This is a genomic window from Bacillus sp. NMTD17, from assembly GCF_002998735.1.
Lineage (GTDB): Bacteria > Bacillota > Bacilli > Bacillales > Bacillaceae > Bacillus.
Window position 1 is genome coordinate 285,882 of sequence record NZ_PVRH01000001.1, and the last position, 14,600, is coordinate 300,481.

Consider the following 14,600-nt stretch of genomic DNA (forward strand, 5'->3'; position numbering starts at 1 on the left):
AGATTCACTGCCCGTTATTAAGTATTCAATACGATGAAAACAATTCCTTTACTAAAATGGTCTTATTTTACATAGTTATAAAGAACTATTTTGTTTATAAAGTCTCACTTATGCACAAACTCCTGTTGATAACTCAATTATTTAGATATATATATGGAAAATAAAAAAATCGCATACACAAAATCTAGTAATGGGATGTTGATATGTGGATAAACCCTGTTGATAAGGTGTGCTTATCTTTTGGATAGAGTGTGTATAAAATTTTTATTCAAACATCCTCGTACTTGATGATCTTCTGCACTTTTCAACAAAACTTCTGAAAACTAGTTTGTTTTTTCACCCAGATTGTGACAAACCTCTCTTTTTTCTCGGGATATGATAGGAGCAGTTGTTTTGCTAGAACTGCTAGATTCTAAGAAAAGCGGAGGGATGTTCAGTGAGGAAATTCAAAAACTGGTTGAGTGTATGGTTTGGTTTCATGATGAATGTGCTTGTGAATCCTGGTGTGATGATGAAGCAGCAACGTTTTCAGACGGCCGCGGTGGATGATAGGTTCTTTCAAGTCGTGAAAGAGAGAGAGCTAGAGAAGCTGGCAGAAGAAAAGAAGAAGAAGCGCAGGTCAGAGAAACCGTTTAAGCAAAGTCTGATGATGCTTGATGAGAAGACGGCGAGAGAGGCGCGTGCTGGCCCGCTCTTACCTTTACATGGGAGATGAAACAGGGTAAAATCCCACATAAGAAACGTTATCTGGTGGGAGAGGATACCCCTTGAAGATATATAAAATATTGAATAACAATGCAGTGGTTGTAAAGGAAGGTGATCAGGAGAAAATTGTGATGGGGCCTGGAATTGCTTTTCAGAAGGGGAAAAATGACGTCGTTCCCGTTCAAAAAATAGAGAAAATCTTTGTTGTGCGTGAAGAAAATGAGAAATTCAAACAAATTCTTGCGACATTGCCAGAAGCGCATATTGAGGTGGCAGAGCATATCATCAGTTATGCAGAGGGTGAACTGATGATGCCGCTTAGTGATCATATTCATATATCACTGACTGACCATTTATCCTTTGCCATTGAGCGCATTCAAAAGGGCATTGTGCTATATAATAAATTGCTTGGTGAGATCAAAGTCTTATATAAGCAGGAATATGATATTGGAAAGTATGCCATTCGTTATGTAAAGGATCGGCTTGGGGTTGAACTGCCGGACGATGAGGCAGGGTATGTGGCACTCCATATTCATACGGCCAAAATGAATACGGAGTCTATGAAAAAGACCGTGAAATATACAACGATGATCAAAGAAATGATCGAGCATATAGAAAGCTATTTTCAACATTCAATTGATGAGGATAGTATTTCCTATCAGCGGCTTGTGACACATTTGAGGTATGCATTAGGCAGGTTGGAATCAAATGAGGCATTTCAAATCATGGACGATGACATGCTGAGTTTTATCCAAACAAAGTATGATTTGGCTTACCGGTGTGCACGTGGACTCGCTGATTTGTTGAAAAATGAATATGAACTTCATCTCCCTGAATCGGAGATCGGCTACATCACGCTGCATGTCCAGCGTCTGCAGGATGCCGAATTGGTTTAGTGGTTGTGCCTGCATGCAGGCTTTTTTTTATGCACACTACTCTTATTAGTGTATATGGGTCAATTGATTCGAAAAAAGAGGTTGACGCACGTCTCACTCTTATACTATGATGAAAGCGTAATCAAAATTTGATATCGTGGGATTGTGACTGCCAGGCAGGCAAGACCTAAAATTTGCGTAACGAGGGGACGTGTATGTCCTTTTATCGTTGGTGAATTTTAGGTCTTTTTTGCTTTAAAAAAGGAGGAGACAACATGGATTATCAAAAAACAGCCAAAGAATTAACAAAACGATTAGGCGGCAAAGAAAATGTCATCAGTGCCACGCATTGTGCAACAAGACTCAGATTGGTGATAAAAGATGAGGAACTGATTGACAAAGAAGCCATTGAGGAACTTGAAGGGGTGAAGGGGGCTTTCTCAAGCTCGGGACAATTCCAAATCATTTTTGGAACGGGGGCAGTCAACAAAGTATATGAACCATTTGCTCGTGAGACTGGTCTTGAGACAGGAGACGAGAAACAAAAGCCTGTCAGCCATGATGAAGCAGTGAAACAAAAAATGAATCCACTTGCACGTTTTGCAAAGACGTTATCAAATATTTTTGTACCGATCATTCCAGCAATTGTTGCAAGCGGTTTATTAATGGGCCTATTAGGCATGATGAAAGCCTTCAAATGGGCTGACCCAAGCTCTGCGATCTTCCAAATGCTTGATATGTTCTCAAGTGCAGCCTTTATCATTTTGCCGATTTTAATTGGGGTCAGTGCAGCGAAAGAGTTTGGTGGAAATCCGTATTTAGGAGCCGTTATTGGGGGGGTTATGATTCACCCGAACCTGCTCAACCCGTGGGGGCTGACGGATGCGAAACCAGAGTATATGCATTTATTCAATTTTGATATTGCTCTTCTTGGTTACCAAGGAACAGTCATTCCAGTCTTATTGACTGTGTATATCATGTGTCTTGTTGAAAAGAATTTAAGAAAAGTGGTTCCGAACAGTATTGATTTACTTGTGACCCCGTTTGTGACGGTGATTGTGACTGGATTTGTGACGTTTATTGCAGTTGGACCGCTTGGAAGAATGCTCGGTACTGGAATTTCGAATGCATTGACATTTATTTATGATCATGCAGGCTTCTTAGCAGGACTCATTTTCGGAGGTGCCTACTCTCTCATTGTTCTTACAGGGGTTCATCATAGCTTCCATGCGATTGAAGCAGGACTGCTGAATGATATTGGGCGTAACTATTTGCTGCCAATTTGGGCCATGTCCAACGTAGCTCAAGGCGGGGCGGGATTGGCTGTCTTTTTCTTAACGAAACGCGCGAAAACAAAAGAAATCGCACTTCCTGCAGCTTTCTCAGCTTTCCTAGGTATTACCGAGCCTGTCATATTCGGTGTCAACCTCCGCTATCGTAAGCCGTTTATTGCCGCGATGATCGGAGGCGCATTAGGCGGGGCATTTGTTGTCTTCACGAAGGTTGCAGCCAACGCCTATGGTTTAACGGGTATTCCGATGATTGCGATTGCCGCGCCATACGGTGTGCAGAATGTGGTGAATTATGTGATTGGTATGTTAATCGCTGTTGCTGTTTCATTTACTCTCACCATCATCTTTAAAGTAAAAGAAGTAGAAAAATAATCAAGGAGTGGTCACAGTCATGACAACAACTGACGCAGCACTTCGTCAAAAGGTAGCAGACCGTATTCGAAACTATGAGCATTTGGTGAAAAAAGATGTGTACCGTCAGCATTTTCATTTAATGCCGCCAGTTGGTCTTTTAAATGACCCGAATGGGTTGATTCAGTGGAAAGGGGTTTACCACGTTTTTTATCAGTGGCAGCCATTCAAAACGGGACACGGCGCAAAATTTTGGGGCCATTACACATCGACAGATCTAGTGAATTGGCAGCACGAGGAAGCCGCCCTTGCCCCAAGTGATTGGTTTGATCAAAACGGCTGTTATTCTGGCAGCGCAGTCATTGACGATGGACAGATGTATGTGATGTACACTGGAAACGTTCGCGATGAACAAGGAAACCGAGGGACATATCAATGTTTAGCTGTTTCAGAAGATGGCATTCATTTTCAGAAAAAAGGTGTCGTGGCGACGCTGCCAGAAGGATTCACCGCCCATTTTCGTGATCCGAAAGTATGGAAGCGAAATGGCCAGTGGTACATGGTTCTTGGTGCACAAAGCCTGAACCTGAAAGGGAATCTCGTCTTGTTTACCTCTGATACTTTAGACAATTGGACGTTTCAAGGCATGATTGCTGGCAGTGGGAAAAATGGATTAGAGGATTTCGGTTATATGTGGGAATGTCCAGATCTATTTGAATTAGATGGCCGGGATATATTGATTGTGTCCCCGCAGGGGCTCAAGCCGGATGGCTTAAAATATCATAATACACATCAATCAGGCTATTTTGTTGGGAGATTGGATGATCATACCTATCAATATACACACGAAGCGTTTGAGGAGCTGGACCGCGGCTTTGACTTCTATGCGCAGCAAACCTTTCTAGACGAATCAGGCAGACGTCTTTTAATCGGATGGATGGGGGTGCCTGATCAAGGAGAAGAGCATCATCCAACGATTTCGTATCAATGGATACACTGCCTCACGATCCCGAGAGAGCTGCGTTTAGATGATAACGGACATCTGATTCAAAAACCAGTCACTGAGCTCCAGGCGATGAGAACCAATGAACAAGAGAATGTTTTTCATATCAAACGCTCCGTCCAATCGATTCCTGTAGATGATATTACAAGCGCAGAGGTATTCATTGATCAAATTGACACACAAAAAGGGTTTGAATGCTGTATTCGAGCGGCAGCCCGTATCATTTATGATAAAGATGAAGGCAAATTAACATTAGAGCGAGATCGATTTGAAGATCGATCAAAAGAAGTTCGAGAAGTAGCAATAGAGGAATTACACGACCTTCACATCTTTATCGATGCATCGTCGATCGAGATTTTTGTAAACGGAGGCCGAGAAGTATTTACTGCTCGTTACTTTCCTTCCCCGGGAAATAAATCAATCTCGATCAGTGGCAGAAATGAAACAAAGCTTAAACTAAAAACATGGCATTTACAAAGAAAAGCAGATCAATAATCTGCTTTTTCTAGTGAAATCCGCCTGTATCTTAGAACCTATAACATGTATATACAAGGGTGGCCTGAAGCGGTTTGATGACGTTTTACATATATGATAACAAGTGGAATTATGGTATCATTTTAAAATATATACAGCTGAGGCTGACGTTTATCCAAATGCGGTAGGACAAAAAGGGGTTGTTTACTTGAATTCAAAACAGCAGCCGACGACTAGAAAACGCTTGGAGACAATGGCAGATCATGTTGAAGATAAACGTGAAGAATATAAAGAATTGCTCATTCAAGTCCAATCTATTCTCGGTGAACCTTCTCTAGAGCAGGAAGAATTAAAAGAGAAGCTGTCAGATACGTATAAACAAATGAAAGAATATGCCTTATTTGTTGAATCCATTGAAGCCTTTATTCGAAAAATGGCGAAAGAATCTGATCAGCAAAAGTAGGTATTCGTGTAAGGAAGAGTGTACCTGCGTGCGGGTATGCTTTTTTGTTTTAATATGTTTATAGATGCATGATGTTCCTAATTCATTGTTTTGTATTGAAGAGTTAAAAAATAACTTCTAAATATGTTAATATATATATATAATGTTTATTTTATCTTAATTTAGAAAGAGGTAGTAATATTGCGAAAAAAAATAGCAGTGGCAATTTTATTTAGTTTAATTGTCTCTTTGTTCGCCCCATCTGTTTATTTGAAGGAAAATAATGAAATATCAAATGCTACATCATCTAAAATAGAGATGACGTTAGGTGATTTTAACAATTTAGAAATAGGGTATAAAGAAGCAGATGCGTTTTGGGTATTGATAGGTCGACTTGTTTTACAAGGTGGTTCAAAATTAATCAAAGTTGGATCTAAAACTTTTAAAAAAGCGCCTAAAACAAAAGTTGTGAATGCTTTGAAAAATTATAAAGGGGCAACCTATAAAGCTGGTTCAAAAACGTACAAATTGTCAAAAGATGATATGAAACATATGTTAGAAAGACATCACCCAAAATATTGGAATGGATCCGCAAAGAAAACTCAAACATTTTATGATAGTAGACTATCTATTAAAGACATAGAAAATATTGCAATCAATGTGGCTAAGCAAAATAGAACTAAACTGTCTAAAATATCTGCAAATGGGTCGGGGCAAGTTGAAGGTAAAGTAAATGGTGTAAAATATATTTTAGGTGTAAAAAAAGGTCATCTACATCAGTTGTATCCTAAATCCTAATGTATGAAGGTGAATAGAATTGAAAATAAAGACTTATATCTATTTAGAAGATGAAGAGAAGTTTGTAACCATCAAAGACATTGAAAAAATAAAGGCATTCGTTGCTACAAAAGAAGATTTTATGGAACAAGGGTTTACAAACCTTGAAGGAACAATTACGTTCGATCATGGGAAAAAGGGGAAAATAGAGGATTTCGAAAATCCAGATTCTATTGAAGAGTTGTGGCATTATTATAAAAATGTATTAGTAGATTACATGGAAGAAGGGTACGGAAAGATTTATTATCCAAGTTTACCTCTAGAAATACAGTTGGAGAGAAAATCCGATCGAGAAATTATGTTATCACTTGAAAATCAGATATTGGTGGCTGACTTTAAAGAGTTTGTATATCAACTCATTGAATCAGGTCGTCAATTTATCGAGTTTTTAAAAGTGATTACGGGAAGACCTGATGATAGTGATTTACGTGATGAATTTGAGAGAATAGAGAAGGTATACAAGAGCTTGTAAGTACAAACAAAACCCGATTCGCCCATTAACAAGGCGAATCGGGTTTTTCTGTTCTATTTGTCAACACGATGAGCAGAATGCTTTGTTGGTCCGATGTATTCATTTAGCTGGAAAGAGCCTTTGATGGCAGCTGTGATGAATTCTTTTGCTGCATAAATGGCTTCTTTCACGTCTGAGCCGTTTGCCAGTTCAGCTGTGACTGCTGCTGAGAATGTGCAGCCTGCGCCGTGTGTGTATTCTGTGTCGATCTTCTCTGTTTCAAGTCGTTCGAAGGTTTGTCCATCATAAAGCAAATCGATCGCTTTATCTTGGCTTAGCTTACCGCCTCCAGTGATGACCACATACTTGGCACCAAGTTCGTGAATGCGTTTTGCTGCTTCTTCCATTTGTTCGATCGTTTTGATCTCACCGATTCCGCTTAATTGACCTGCTTCGAAAAGGTTAGGCGTGATGACGGTTGCCAGTGGCGTAAGCTTTTCGCGTAGTGCTTCAGCGTGCTCCGGATATAGCACTTCGTTCGCACCCTTACAAACCATAACAGGATCAATGACGACATTTTTTAGGTCGTATGTTTTGATAGTGTCAGCTGCAAGTTCGATCACGTCGACTGTTGGGAGCATACCCGTTTTCAGTGCATCTACCCCAATGCCTTCTACAATGGTAGAGAGCTGCGCACGAATCGTCGCCGTATCAATTGGAAACACCTGATGATCCCAATGGTTATGAGGGTCCATTGCAACGACAACGGTTAAAGCTGTCATCCCGTAGACGTTTTTTTCTTGAAACGTTTTTAAATCTGCTTGGATACCTGCACCGCCGCTTGAATCCGACCCTGCGATGGTGAGTGCTTTATTCATAGACATAGTTGCTGAACCTCCAATGTGATGTGTAACAGTTACTGTTCTATCCCTTATTATAATCAGCTTTTCCGTTTATCACAATGAAACGACATAAAAAAGCGTTCCACCCTAGGAGGAACGCCTTTCTCCTTACCTTTTACAAATCACCAATTTTCCTTTTTTCAGTTCGTCTAAAAGTGTTAAGGCTAATTCCTGATCCGCGCCAACCGACATCATTTTGGCCATGAGCTCGTCATCCCGGGTGCGGATGACATTGGCGATTTGATCTAAAATCCCTTGATCGACCGCTGTCATGCTTTTGGCATTTGTATGCTCTGTGACGGTATCAGAGCGTTCTGGATCGTACGCGAAAACGAAAATATCATCCTTTGCTGAATGTATTTGTTCAATGATCTGTTTGGCTTCTTTGCTATTTTCTACTGTGAAGTATTCCATCGTGATCACTCCTTTTCATCAAAAATTCCCATTTTCCCGTCACATCAAACCGCCTTTTATATCATGAGAAGAACGTCATTTTATGTTTTAATGGAAAAAGACGAATCTATTAAAGGAGTAAGCTGAATATGAAGATTTCCTTATTAATTGTGACACATAACCGGCTCAGCGCACTGTGTGAGCTGCTTGAATCCATTACGAGACAAACTGTACAGCCTTTTGAAATTGTGGTCGTGAATGATGCAGGAGAGCGAGTCGACATCATCCAGGAACTCTACTCTGAACTTCCGATCCGCTTGATCCATTTAGATGAGAATGTCCAGCATGTGAATGCTAGAAACGTGGGGGTGCGGGAGCTGACAGGCGATGTCATCATGCTGAGTGACGACGATGATTACTTTACACCTTGTCATATTGAACGTATGAGTAAGGCGCTGGAGGACGCCGATTTTGTCTTTTCTGATGCAGAAATTGTGTCATTTGAAGAAAAAGGCGCGACCCGTTTCCCTGTGTCGAGACGTTTATTTGCTTATACAGCAGCTATTGAGGATATGCGTGTTTTTTCTACCTATGTTCCTTCCGGCAGTATGTACAAACGCTGTATACACGATGAGATTGGCTACTTTGATCCAGCGATGCATCATTATTGGGACTGGGACTTCTTTTTGCGTGTATCACAGCATGCCCGTGTCAAACGAGTGCCAGCTGCCAGCGTGATCTATGCGTTTTTTGACGGCGGTGGGAATCAGTCTAGTGATCTTGGTGAAACAAGGAAGAACTACTTAGATGATCTAAGTGAAAAGCATGGGCTGGGTGACCTGCCGACAGCTAACTTTGCTGTCTTATTAGAAGAACCAGCGATGAAAAAACGAGAATCAGAGAGTGATATTGTGTGGGACGGAAAACCGATGATCTCCAGACTAACGCAGCAAATAGAAGGAGGAGAACCCCAATGAAGCCATTTTTAAATGATAGCTGGTGGGCTGTGATGAAAAGTGAATTTGAACAGCCGTATTATCAGGAATTACGTGAATGGATGAAGGAAGAATATCGCACGCAGACCGTTTTTCCGAAACCGGATGACGTTTATCGTGCGCTTCATTTGACGTCTTATGAAGAGGTCAAAGTGGTGATTTTGGGACAAGACCCTTATCATGGCCCAGGTCAGGCACATGGATTAAGCTTTTCTGTTCAGCCTGGCGTGAAGCATCCGCCCTCATTGAGAAATATTTTTCAGGAGCTAAAGGATGATCTTGGCTGTCCTGTTCCAAATCATGGCTCACTTGTGAGCTGGGCAGAGCAGGGTGTGCTGCTCTTAAACACTGTGCTGACCGTGAGAAAGGGCGAGGCGAACTCGCATAAAGGCAAGGGCTGGGAACGTGTGACAGACCGTGTCATTGATGTGCTGAATGAACGTGATCAGCCCGTCGTTTTTGTGTTATGGGGAAGACATGCTCAAAATAAGAAAGAACGCATTGATCAAAACAAGCATTACATCATTGAGTCACCTCATCCAAGTCCTTTTTCTGCAAGAAACGGCTTTTTTGGCAGTCGTCCGTTTTCAAAGGTAAACGCGTATTTAAAACAAATGGGGATCGAAGAAATCAACTGGTGTATCCAAGGTATTGAGTGAAAAGAGGACGAGGGGAGAGCCCCTTCGTCCTGTTTATTTTAAAAATTTACGAACCAAGTCGAGTCCGTTTTTCGCATTTGGATAACGGAAGGAAAAATCGAAGCGATTGGTTTGGCGCAGGACGCTTTTTTCATGTGTAAAAGTAAAGAAGCTTTCTTTCCCGTGATATCGTCCCATGCCGCTTTCGCCCACGCCTCCGAATGGCAGGTAAGGAGTAGCGACATGCATGAGCGTGTCATTGATACATCCTCCGCCAAATGAGAGATGGTCTAGGATATAGAATTCTGTTTCTTTACTTGTTGTAAATAAGTAAAGAGCAAGCGGCTTCGGCCTTGTTTTGATCATATGCGCTGCCTCATGCAGAGAATCAAAGGTCATGACAGGCAGAATCGGTCCGAAAATTTCCTCCTGCATGACGGGATCTTCCCATGTGATGTGGTCTAAAATGGTCGGAGCGATTTTGAGCTCGTGTTCATTGCGCTGTCCACCCGTGACAATCGTTCCATTTGAGAGGAATTGTGAGAGTCTGTCAAAATGACGCTGGCTGACATTTTTCCCAAAGTGCGGATGTGTTTCAGGGTGTTCACCATAAAAGTCCCGGATACAAGCTGTCATTTCCCGCAAAAGGTCCTCTTTAATGGACTCATGAACGAGCAAATAGTCTGGCGCAATGCATGTTTGCCCTGCATTGGTGAATTTGCCGAAAGTGATTCGCTTCGCCGCTAGTTTGATGTCTGCATCAGGCATGACGATGCAAGGGCTTTTTCCGCCAAGCTCAAGTGTGACAGGGGTCAAATGCTTTGCGGCGGCTTCCATGACGATTTTGCCGACTGCCACACTTCCTGTAAAGAAGATATAATCAAAGGGCAGTTTCAGCAGCTCTGTACTGACATCTACACCGCCTTCTACGACAGCTGCATGGTCTTCTTGAAATACACGTTCCACCATTGCGCTGATTATTTGTGAGACTTGCGGCGTCAGCTCAGACGGTTTTAAGATGACGGCATTACCCGCAGCAATAGCTCCGACTAATGGAGAAAGAGCCAATTGGAAAGGATAGTTCCAAGGGGCAATGATGAGCACACTGCCGTAAGGTTCTTTGATGATCATACTTTTCGATCCGATATGAGTCAGAGGTGTTCGCGCGCGTGTTGGCTTTGCCCATTTGTGAAGATGCTTGATGGTATGATTGATTTCTTCATATACCATCCCAATCTCTGTTGTATAGGCTTCTTGTTCGGATTTATGTAAATCATGGGCTAAGGCTTGTAAAATATCCTTTTCATGCTGTTTGATTTCTGCTTTTAAGTCTTTAAGGAGACGGATGCGTTCTTGAACCGGCGGCTTTTGAAAGACTTTTTGTTTCTGAAAAAGAGCAGTGAGTTTGTCCATTATTCAATCCTTTCATAGACGATTTTGTTCCTTTTATTATGTGTGAAGGGCTTTGACGGGTCAAATAAGAGAGGCGGGAGCGCACTGCTTTGAAAAAATGAACCCATTTCGTTTGTTCATTTGGTAAAATAATGTTGAAAAGAGACTTTTTTAGATTGGAGGGTCTACCCTTGAATATTCATATATCAAGCCTGCTTCAAAAAATGGAGGAAGCGGTTCAAAAGGCGAAACAAAGTGGAAATGATGAAGAGGTGAAACGTCATGTGGCAGCGATTTCTTCACTATGTGAGGTCATTCTCGATGCACCATCACAGGTGCAAATGCCGCAGTCGCCGGTTATCTCGCCACCTTCTTCGATACAGACACCGTCTGCGCCGCCCGTATCCTCAGATCAAGCCATGCTTGAGAAACTGATGGGTGCGAGTGGGGCGAAGAAATTTCAGCATCAAGAAGAGAGGCAAAAAGAGAAGGATGGGAACGGCGACTCTATTTTTGATTTTTAATGGTCTTGTCACGACAAAGGGAAGGTGATCGGTTTGAAACTATTTTTGGGCGCCATTCAGTGGATGGCATTTTTTATCGCAGCTTCTATTGCCGTACCAATTGCGATTGCACAAGCGTTTGAATTGAACCAAGTGCAGTCAGCGGAGCTGATTCAAAGTACATTCTTTTCACTTGGTCTTGTGGCGATGGTGCAGTGTTTATGCGGCCATATGCTGCCGATCAATGAAAGTCCAGCAGGGCTTTGGTGGGGTGTGTATACCCTTTATGCAGGCATGACAGGAACAATTTTTGCGACGTATCCTGAAACCCTGCAAGCCTTACAAGGAGCTTTAATTTTTAGTGCCGCATTCTTTTTTATTTTTAGTTTATTTAAAATCATTAATTGGCTCGCTTCTTTATTTACGCCAGTCGTCACAGGCATTTACTTGCTGCTGCTAGTTGTGCAGTTAAGTCAGCCGATCATGCAAGGGCTGATGGGCATCGGCTATCGAGGAAATCAGGTGGACGGGCTTGTCTTTTGCTTATCGATCTTGATTATTATCCTTACCTTCATGATCAGCCGCTCAAAATGGCATTACTTAAGGCAGTTTTCTGTGTTATTTGCCCTTGCAGGAGGCTGGTTGTTATTCGCTCTACTCGGGTTGGCAAAGCCGGTTCGAATTCCAGAAAAAATCATCGAGTTTCCGAAGCTGTTCCCATTCGGCATGCCGGTCTTTGACAGTGGACTACTTGTCACGTCCTTTTTTATTACGATCTTACTCATTGTGAACATGCTGGCAAGTATTCGAATTGTGGAAAGTTCAGTGAAGGCATTTGGTGAACTGCGTGAGCGGAAGAGAGCTCGGCCGGCTGGTTTTGTCGCAGCATTTGGTCACTTACTGAGCGGATTGATCGGTGCCATTGCGCCTGTACCTATTTCCGGAGCAGCAGGATTTATACAGACAACGAAAATTCCATCGAGAAAGCCATTTTTCATAGGAAGTCTGCTCATTGTACTCATTAGTTTGTTCCCGCTGCTCATGAGCTTTTTCTCCGCATTGCCATCACCTGTGGGGCTTGCTGTAAACTTTGTGGTGTTCTCCTCGATGATTGGGATTGCGATGTCAGAGTTTGATCAGTATGAGAAAGAAGAAATTCCGCGGATTCGCTTTGTCCTAGGGATTGCCGTTTTAGCAGGTGTAGGGGCGATGTTTGTACCGCAGGGAGCCTTGAAAGGCATGCATCCTGTGCTCATTTCATTATTAAGCAATGGTCTTGTTCTAGGTACACTCATTGCGATCGCGGTCGATCAAGTCCTGTTACGAAAGAAAAAGAAATCCGACAATCTCGTGTCAACGTAAAGGGAAAGTTGATTGTCGTCTGTCACCCGCGCTATGATAAACATAATTGACGAGATAAGGAGAATGACGAATGAAACTATTTTTCATTTTAGGTGCGATTAATGCCATGCTAGCTGTTGGACTCGGAGCCTTCGGTGCGCACGGTCTGGAAGGGAAAATCCCTGAAAAGTATATAGACATATGGAACAAAGGGGTTCAATATCAGATGTTCCATGCGATTGGATTATTTATTGTCGCCTTTCTTGCAGATAAGCTGTCAGGTGTTTCTCTAGTTCCCACCGCTGGCTGGGTGATGCTTGCAGGCATCCTTTTCTTCTCAGGAAGCCTTTACGTGCTGGCATTGACACAGGTGAAGATTCTAGGTGCCATTACCCCAATTGGCGGAGTGGCGTTTATCGCTTCTTGGATCATGCTTGTCATTGCAGCAGCAAAAAATTTATAAGTCAAAAAACCGATGCTCTGAGAGGGGCATCGGTTTTTTTCTTAATTCCAGTAAGGGGCATAATTTGGCGGTGCTTGATAATAAGGGATGTAGTGAGACGGAGGGACAGGATGCGTTTGTGCCTCCTCTTCTCTGTGGCAAAATGGTCCGATAAACACACTTGGCTTCACAGGCTGTGTCGCCTGCTTCCACTGTGTTTCGTTCATGCAATACGTATGTGCCATGATGTGAGCAGGGGTGAGGGTGAGAAGGTCTGAGCCTAGGATCACTTCTGGCGTAGATGCGTTAAAAACGGCTAACAAATGAGTTCTGTCTTGGAGGGCAACTTCATAGTGCCACCAGCCTTGAGGTACGTTTGCCACCTGTCCAGGGGTGATGGTATAGGTGTGCAGTTTTTTTGTGAATGGATTCAGCATCGAGACAGCAGCAGAACCGGCTATACAATAAACAAGCTCTGCGGCATTTTGATGATAATGAGGCTCTACGACTTTGCTTTTACTCAAATATATATCCAGCAGGGATACTTGATCCAACGAGTTTAATTGTTTTTTTCCTAAAACATTAATCAGATTATGCTGATCGTACTTCACAAGGGGGCTTTGACTCAGATCGTATGAATATTTAACATTCGGTGATGTATAATCCAGCTCAACAGTCATTGATGTCACCTCTAGGCGTTTGATAAAAACTACTAGGCATCTTATGACCAGCGCCTTAGAGGTGTGACAAAAACCTAGTCAAAAGAAAAAAGCAAGGGCGCCTGCTCCTTGCTTTTGCTATATGTGGCGTTATCTATCTCGGAGAATACGTGGACATAGAGTATGGATAGTCGTATTGAATTTCCCCATCAAACGTAATGTAATCAAGATAGATCGTTAATAGTAAGTATCGTGTTCCCGTCTTATTATCACTAATGATAATGTGGTCACGTCCTGCAGCTTCAATGACGCCTCTGAAAATCTTCGAGTTCCATTCCTTACTTGCCTCAAACGTCATGTAAATCGTGGCTACCTTGCCGCGGTTCAATCGTAAAATATTTTCAATATAGGACTGCTCGATTGGCAGCTGACCAGTGACATTCTGCTGATAAATCGGTCCAGAAGGAATTTGATACGGCTGCCCGCCGCTCTGCGTGCCCTGCCCCCCTTGTGAAGAACCAGTAGACGGCAGTGGTGAAAATCCCTGCTGCATTTGTCCTTGCATTTGACCCTGCATTTGGGGAGGGACTGAATAACCCATCTGCTGCGCAGGATACGGATTTGCTCCATATTGTTGCTGGCGAAAATCTTGACCTTCGAAACCCGAACCTTGCCCAAATTGATTTTTCAATTTCATAACGTTCCTCCTCTTTCCTCATGGTGTTCTAAACAGAAGGCGCTTAAGCACCTGTTGTTTCCATAGCATTCTTTCTCTCTTTCACACTATGAGACAGGAGGATGGAATATGTACATTGAACGAAAAAAAGGAACTGCGGTGCAGTTCCTTAGGCGTGGGCAAACCCTCGCATTCTTTGCCAGATCTGCGCTTCGTTGCTCACGAATAT

At 42.5% G+C, this 14,600-nt stretch carries 17 protein-coding genes; 12 read left to right on the forward strand and 5 right to left on the reverse strand.

The features are described from left to right. Positions 1-436 precede the first annotated feature (436 nt). From C6347_RS01400 to C6347_RS01430, 7 genes are all read left to right on the forward strand, one after another. Complete coding sequence (locus tag C6347_RS01400; protein ID WP_060597548.1) at positions 437-715, forward strand: hypothetical protein; 279 nt, start codon at positions 437-439, stop codon at positions 713-715. Between the two features lie 52 nt (positions 716-767). Further along, entirely contained in the window at positions 768-1,601 is an 834-nt protein-coding gene (locus C6347_RS01405) for a PRD domain-containing protein (RefSeq protein ID WP_060597547.1), read from the forward strand. A gap of 254 nt (positions 1,602-1,855) precedes the next feature. Next, the gene (locus tag C6347_RS01410) at positions 1,856-3,244 is read left to right on the forward strand and encodes a sucrose-specific PTS transporter subunit IIBC (RefSeq protein ID WP_060597546.1); all 1,389 of its coding nucleotides are present in this window, start codon (positions 1,856-1,858) and stop codon (positions 3,242-3,244) included. A gap of 19 nt (positions 3,245-3,263) precedes the next feature. After that, positions 3,264-4,721: a sucrose-6-phosphate hydrolase gene (locus C6347_RS01415; RefSeq protein WP_106071318.1), complete on the forward strand. Its 1,458-nt coding sequence runs from the start codon at positions 3,264-3,266 to the stop codon at positions 4,719-4,721. A 187-nt stretch (positions 4,722-4,908) separates the two neighbouring features. Further along, a complete protein-coding gene (locus C6347_RS01420; protein ID WP_008359596.1) occupies positions 4,909-5,163 on the forward strand; it encodes a hypothetical protein in 255 nt (84 codons plus the stop codon). Between the two features lie 180 nt (positions 5,164-5,343). Further along, the gene (locus C6347_RS01425; protein WP_106071319.1) at positions 5,344-5,940 is read left to right on the forward strand and encodes a hypothetical protein; all 597 of its coding nucleotides are present in this window, start codon (positions 5,344-5,346) and stop codon (positions 5,938-5,940) included. Positions 5,941-5,959: 19 nt separating this feature from the next. Beyond that, on the forward strand, positions 5,960-6,451 hold the full coding sequence (locus C6347_RS01430; RefSeq protein WP_060597543.1) for a hypothetical protein: 492 nt from the start codon (positions 5,960-5,962) through the stop codon (positions 6,449-6,451). A 53-nt stretch (positions 6,452-6,504) separates the two neighbouring features. Here C6347_RS01430 and C6347_RS01435 read toward each other — a convergent pair whose 3' ends face one another. Then, positions 6,505-7,314 carry a bifunctional hydroxymethylpyrimidine kinase/phosphomethylpyrimidine kinase gene (locus C6347_RS01435; RefSeq protein WP_060597542.1) on the reverse strand — a complete coding sequence of 270 codons (810 nt, stop codon included), beginning with the start codon at positions 7,312-7,314 and terminating at the stop codon, positions 6,505-6,507. A 126-nt stretch (positions 7,315-7,440) separates the two neighbouring features. Continuing rightward, the gene (locus tag C6347_RS01440) at positions 7,441-7,746 is read right to left on the reverse strand and encodes a YflT domain-containing protein (RefSeq protein WP_106071320.1); all 306 of its coding nucleotides are present in this window, start codon (positions 7,744-7,746) and stop codon (positions 7,441-7,443) included. Between the two features lie 128 nt (positions 7,747-7,874). On the opposite strand from C6347_RS01440, the gene C6347_RS01445 reads away from it, so the two are divergent. Beyond that, positions 7,875-8,702 (forward strand): glycosyltransferase family 2 protein, encoded by an 828-nt coding sequence (locus C6347_RS01445; protein WP_060597540.1) that lies wholly within the window; start codon positions 7,875-7,877, stop codon positions 8,700-8,702. Then, positions 8,699-9,379 (forward strand): uracil-DNA glycosylase, encoded by a 681-nt coding sequence (locus C6347_RS01450; protein ID WP_034660393.1) that lies wholly within the window; start codon positions 8,699-8,701, stop codon positions 9,377-9,379. Before C6347_RS01445 ends, C6347_RS01450 begins: the two co-directional genes overlap by 4 nt. A gap of 33 nt (positions 9,380-9,412) precedes the next feature. Here the strand turns inward: C6347_RS01450 and C6347_RS01455 are convergent, their stop codons facing one another. Further along, entirely contained in the window at positions 9,413-10,771 is a 1,359-nt protein-coding gene (locus C6347_RS01455) for an aldehyde dehydrogenase (protein ID WP_060597539.1), read from the reverse strand. 170 nt (positions 10,772-10,941) lie between these two features. On the opposite strand from C6347_RS01455, the gene C6347_RS01460 reads away from it, so the two are divergent. From C6347_RS01460 to C6347_RS01470, 3 genes are all read left to right on the forward strand, one after another. Then, positions 10,942-11,274, forward strand: coding sequence for a YwdI family protein (locus C6347_RS01460; RefSeq protein ID WP_106071321.1), 333 nt, complete (start codon positions 10,942-10,944; stop codon positions 11,272-11,274). Between the two features lie 33 nt (positions 11,275-11,307). Next, positions 11,308-12,615: a purine/pyrimidine permease gene (locus C6347_RS01465; protein WP_106036416.1), complete on the forward strand. Its 1,308-nt coding sequence runs from the start codon at positions 11,308-11,310 to the stop codon at positions 12,613-12,615. Between the two features lie 70 nt (positions 12,616-12,685). After that, on the forward strand, positions 12,686-13,057 hold the full coding sequence (locus C6347_RS01470) for a DUF423 domain-containing protein (RefSeq protein WP_060597537.1): 372 nt from the start codon (positions 12,686-12,688) through the stop codon (positions 13,055-13,057). 41 nt (positions 13,058-13,098) lie between these two features. Here C6347_RS01470 and C6347_RS01475 read toward each other — a convergent pair whose 3' ends face one another. Both C6347_RS01475 and gerQ read right to left on the reverse strand, forming a co-directional pair. Continuing rightward, a complete protein-coding gene (locus C6347_RS01475; protein ID WP_060597536.1) occupies positions 13,099-13,716 on the reverse strand; it encodes a cupin domain-containing protein in 618 nt (205 codons plus the stop codon). Between the two features lie 133 nt (positions 13,717-13,849). Further along, positions 13,850-14,392, reverse strand: coding sequence for a spore coat protein GerQ (gene gerQ / locus C6347_RS01480; RefSeq protein ID WP_060597535.1), 543 nt, complete (start codon positions 14,390-14,392; stop codon positions 13,850-13,852). Positions 14,393-14,600 lie beyond the last annotated feature (208 nt).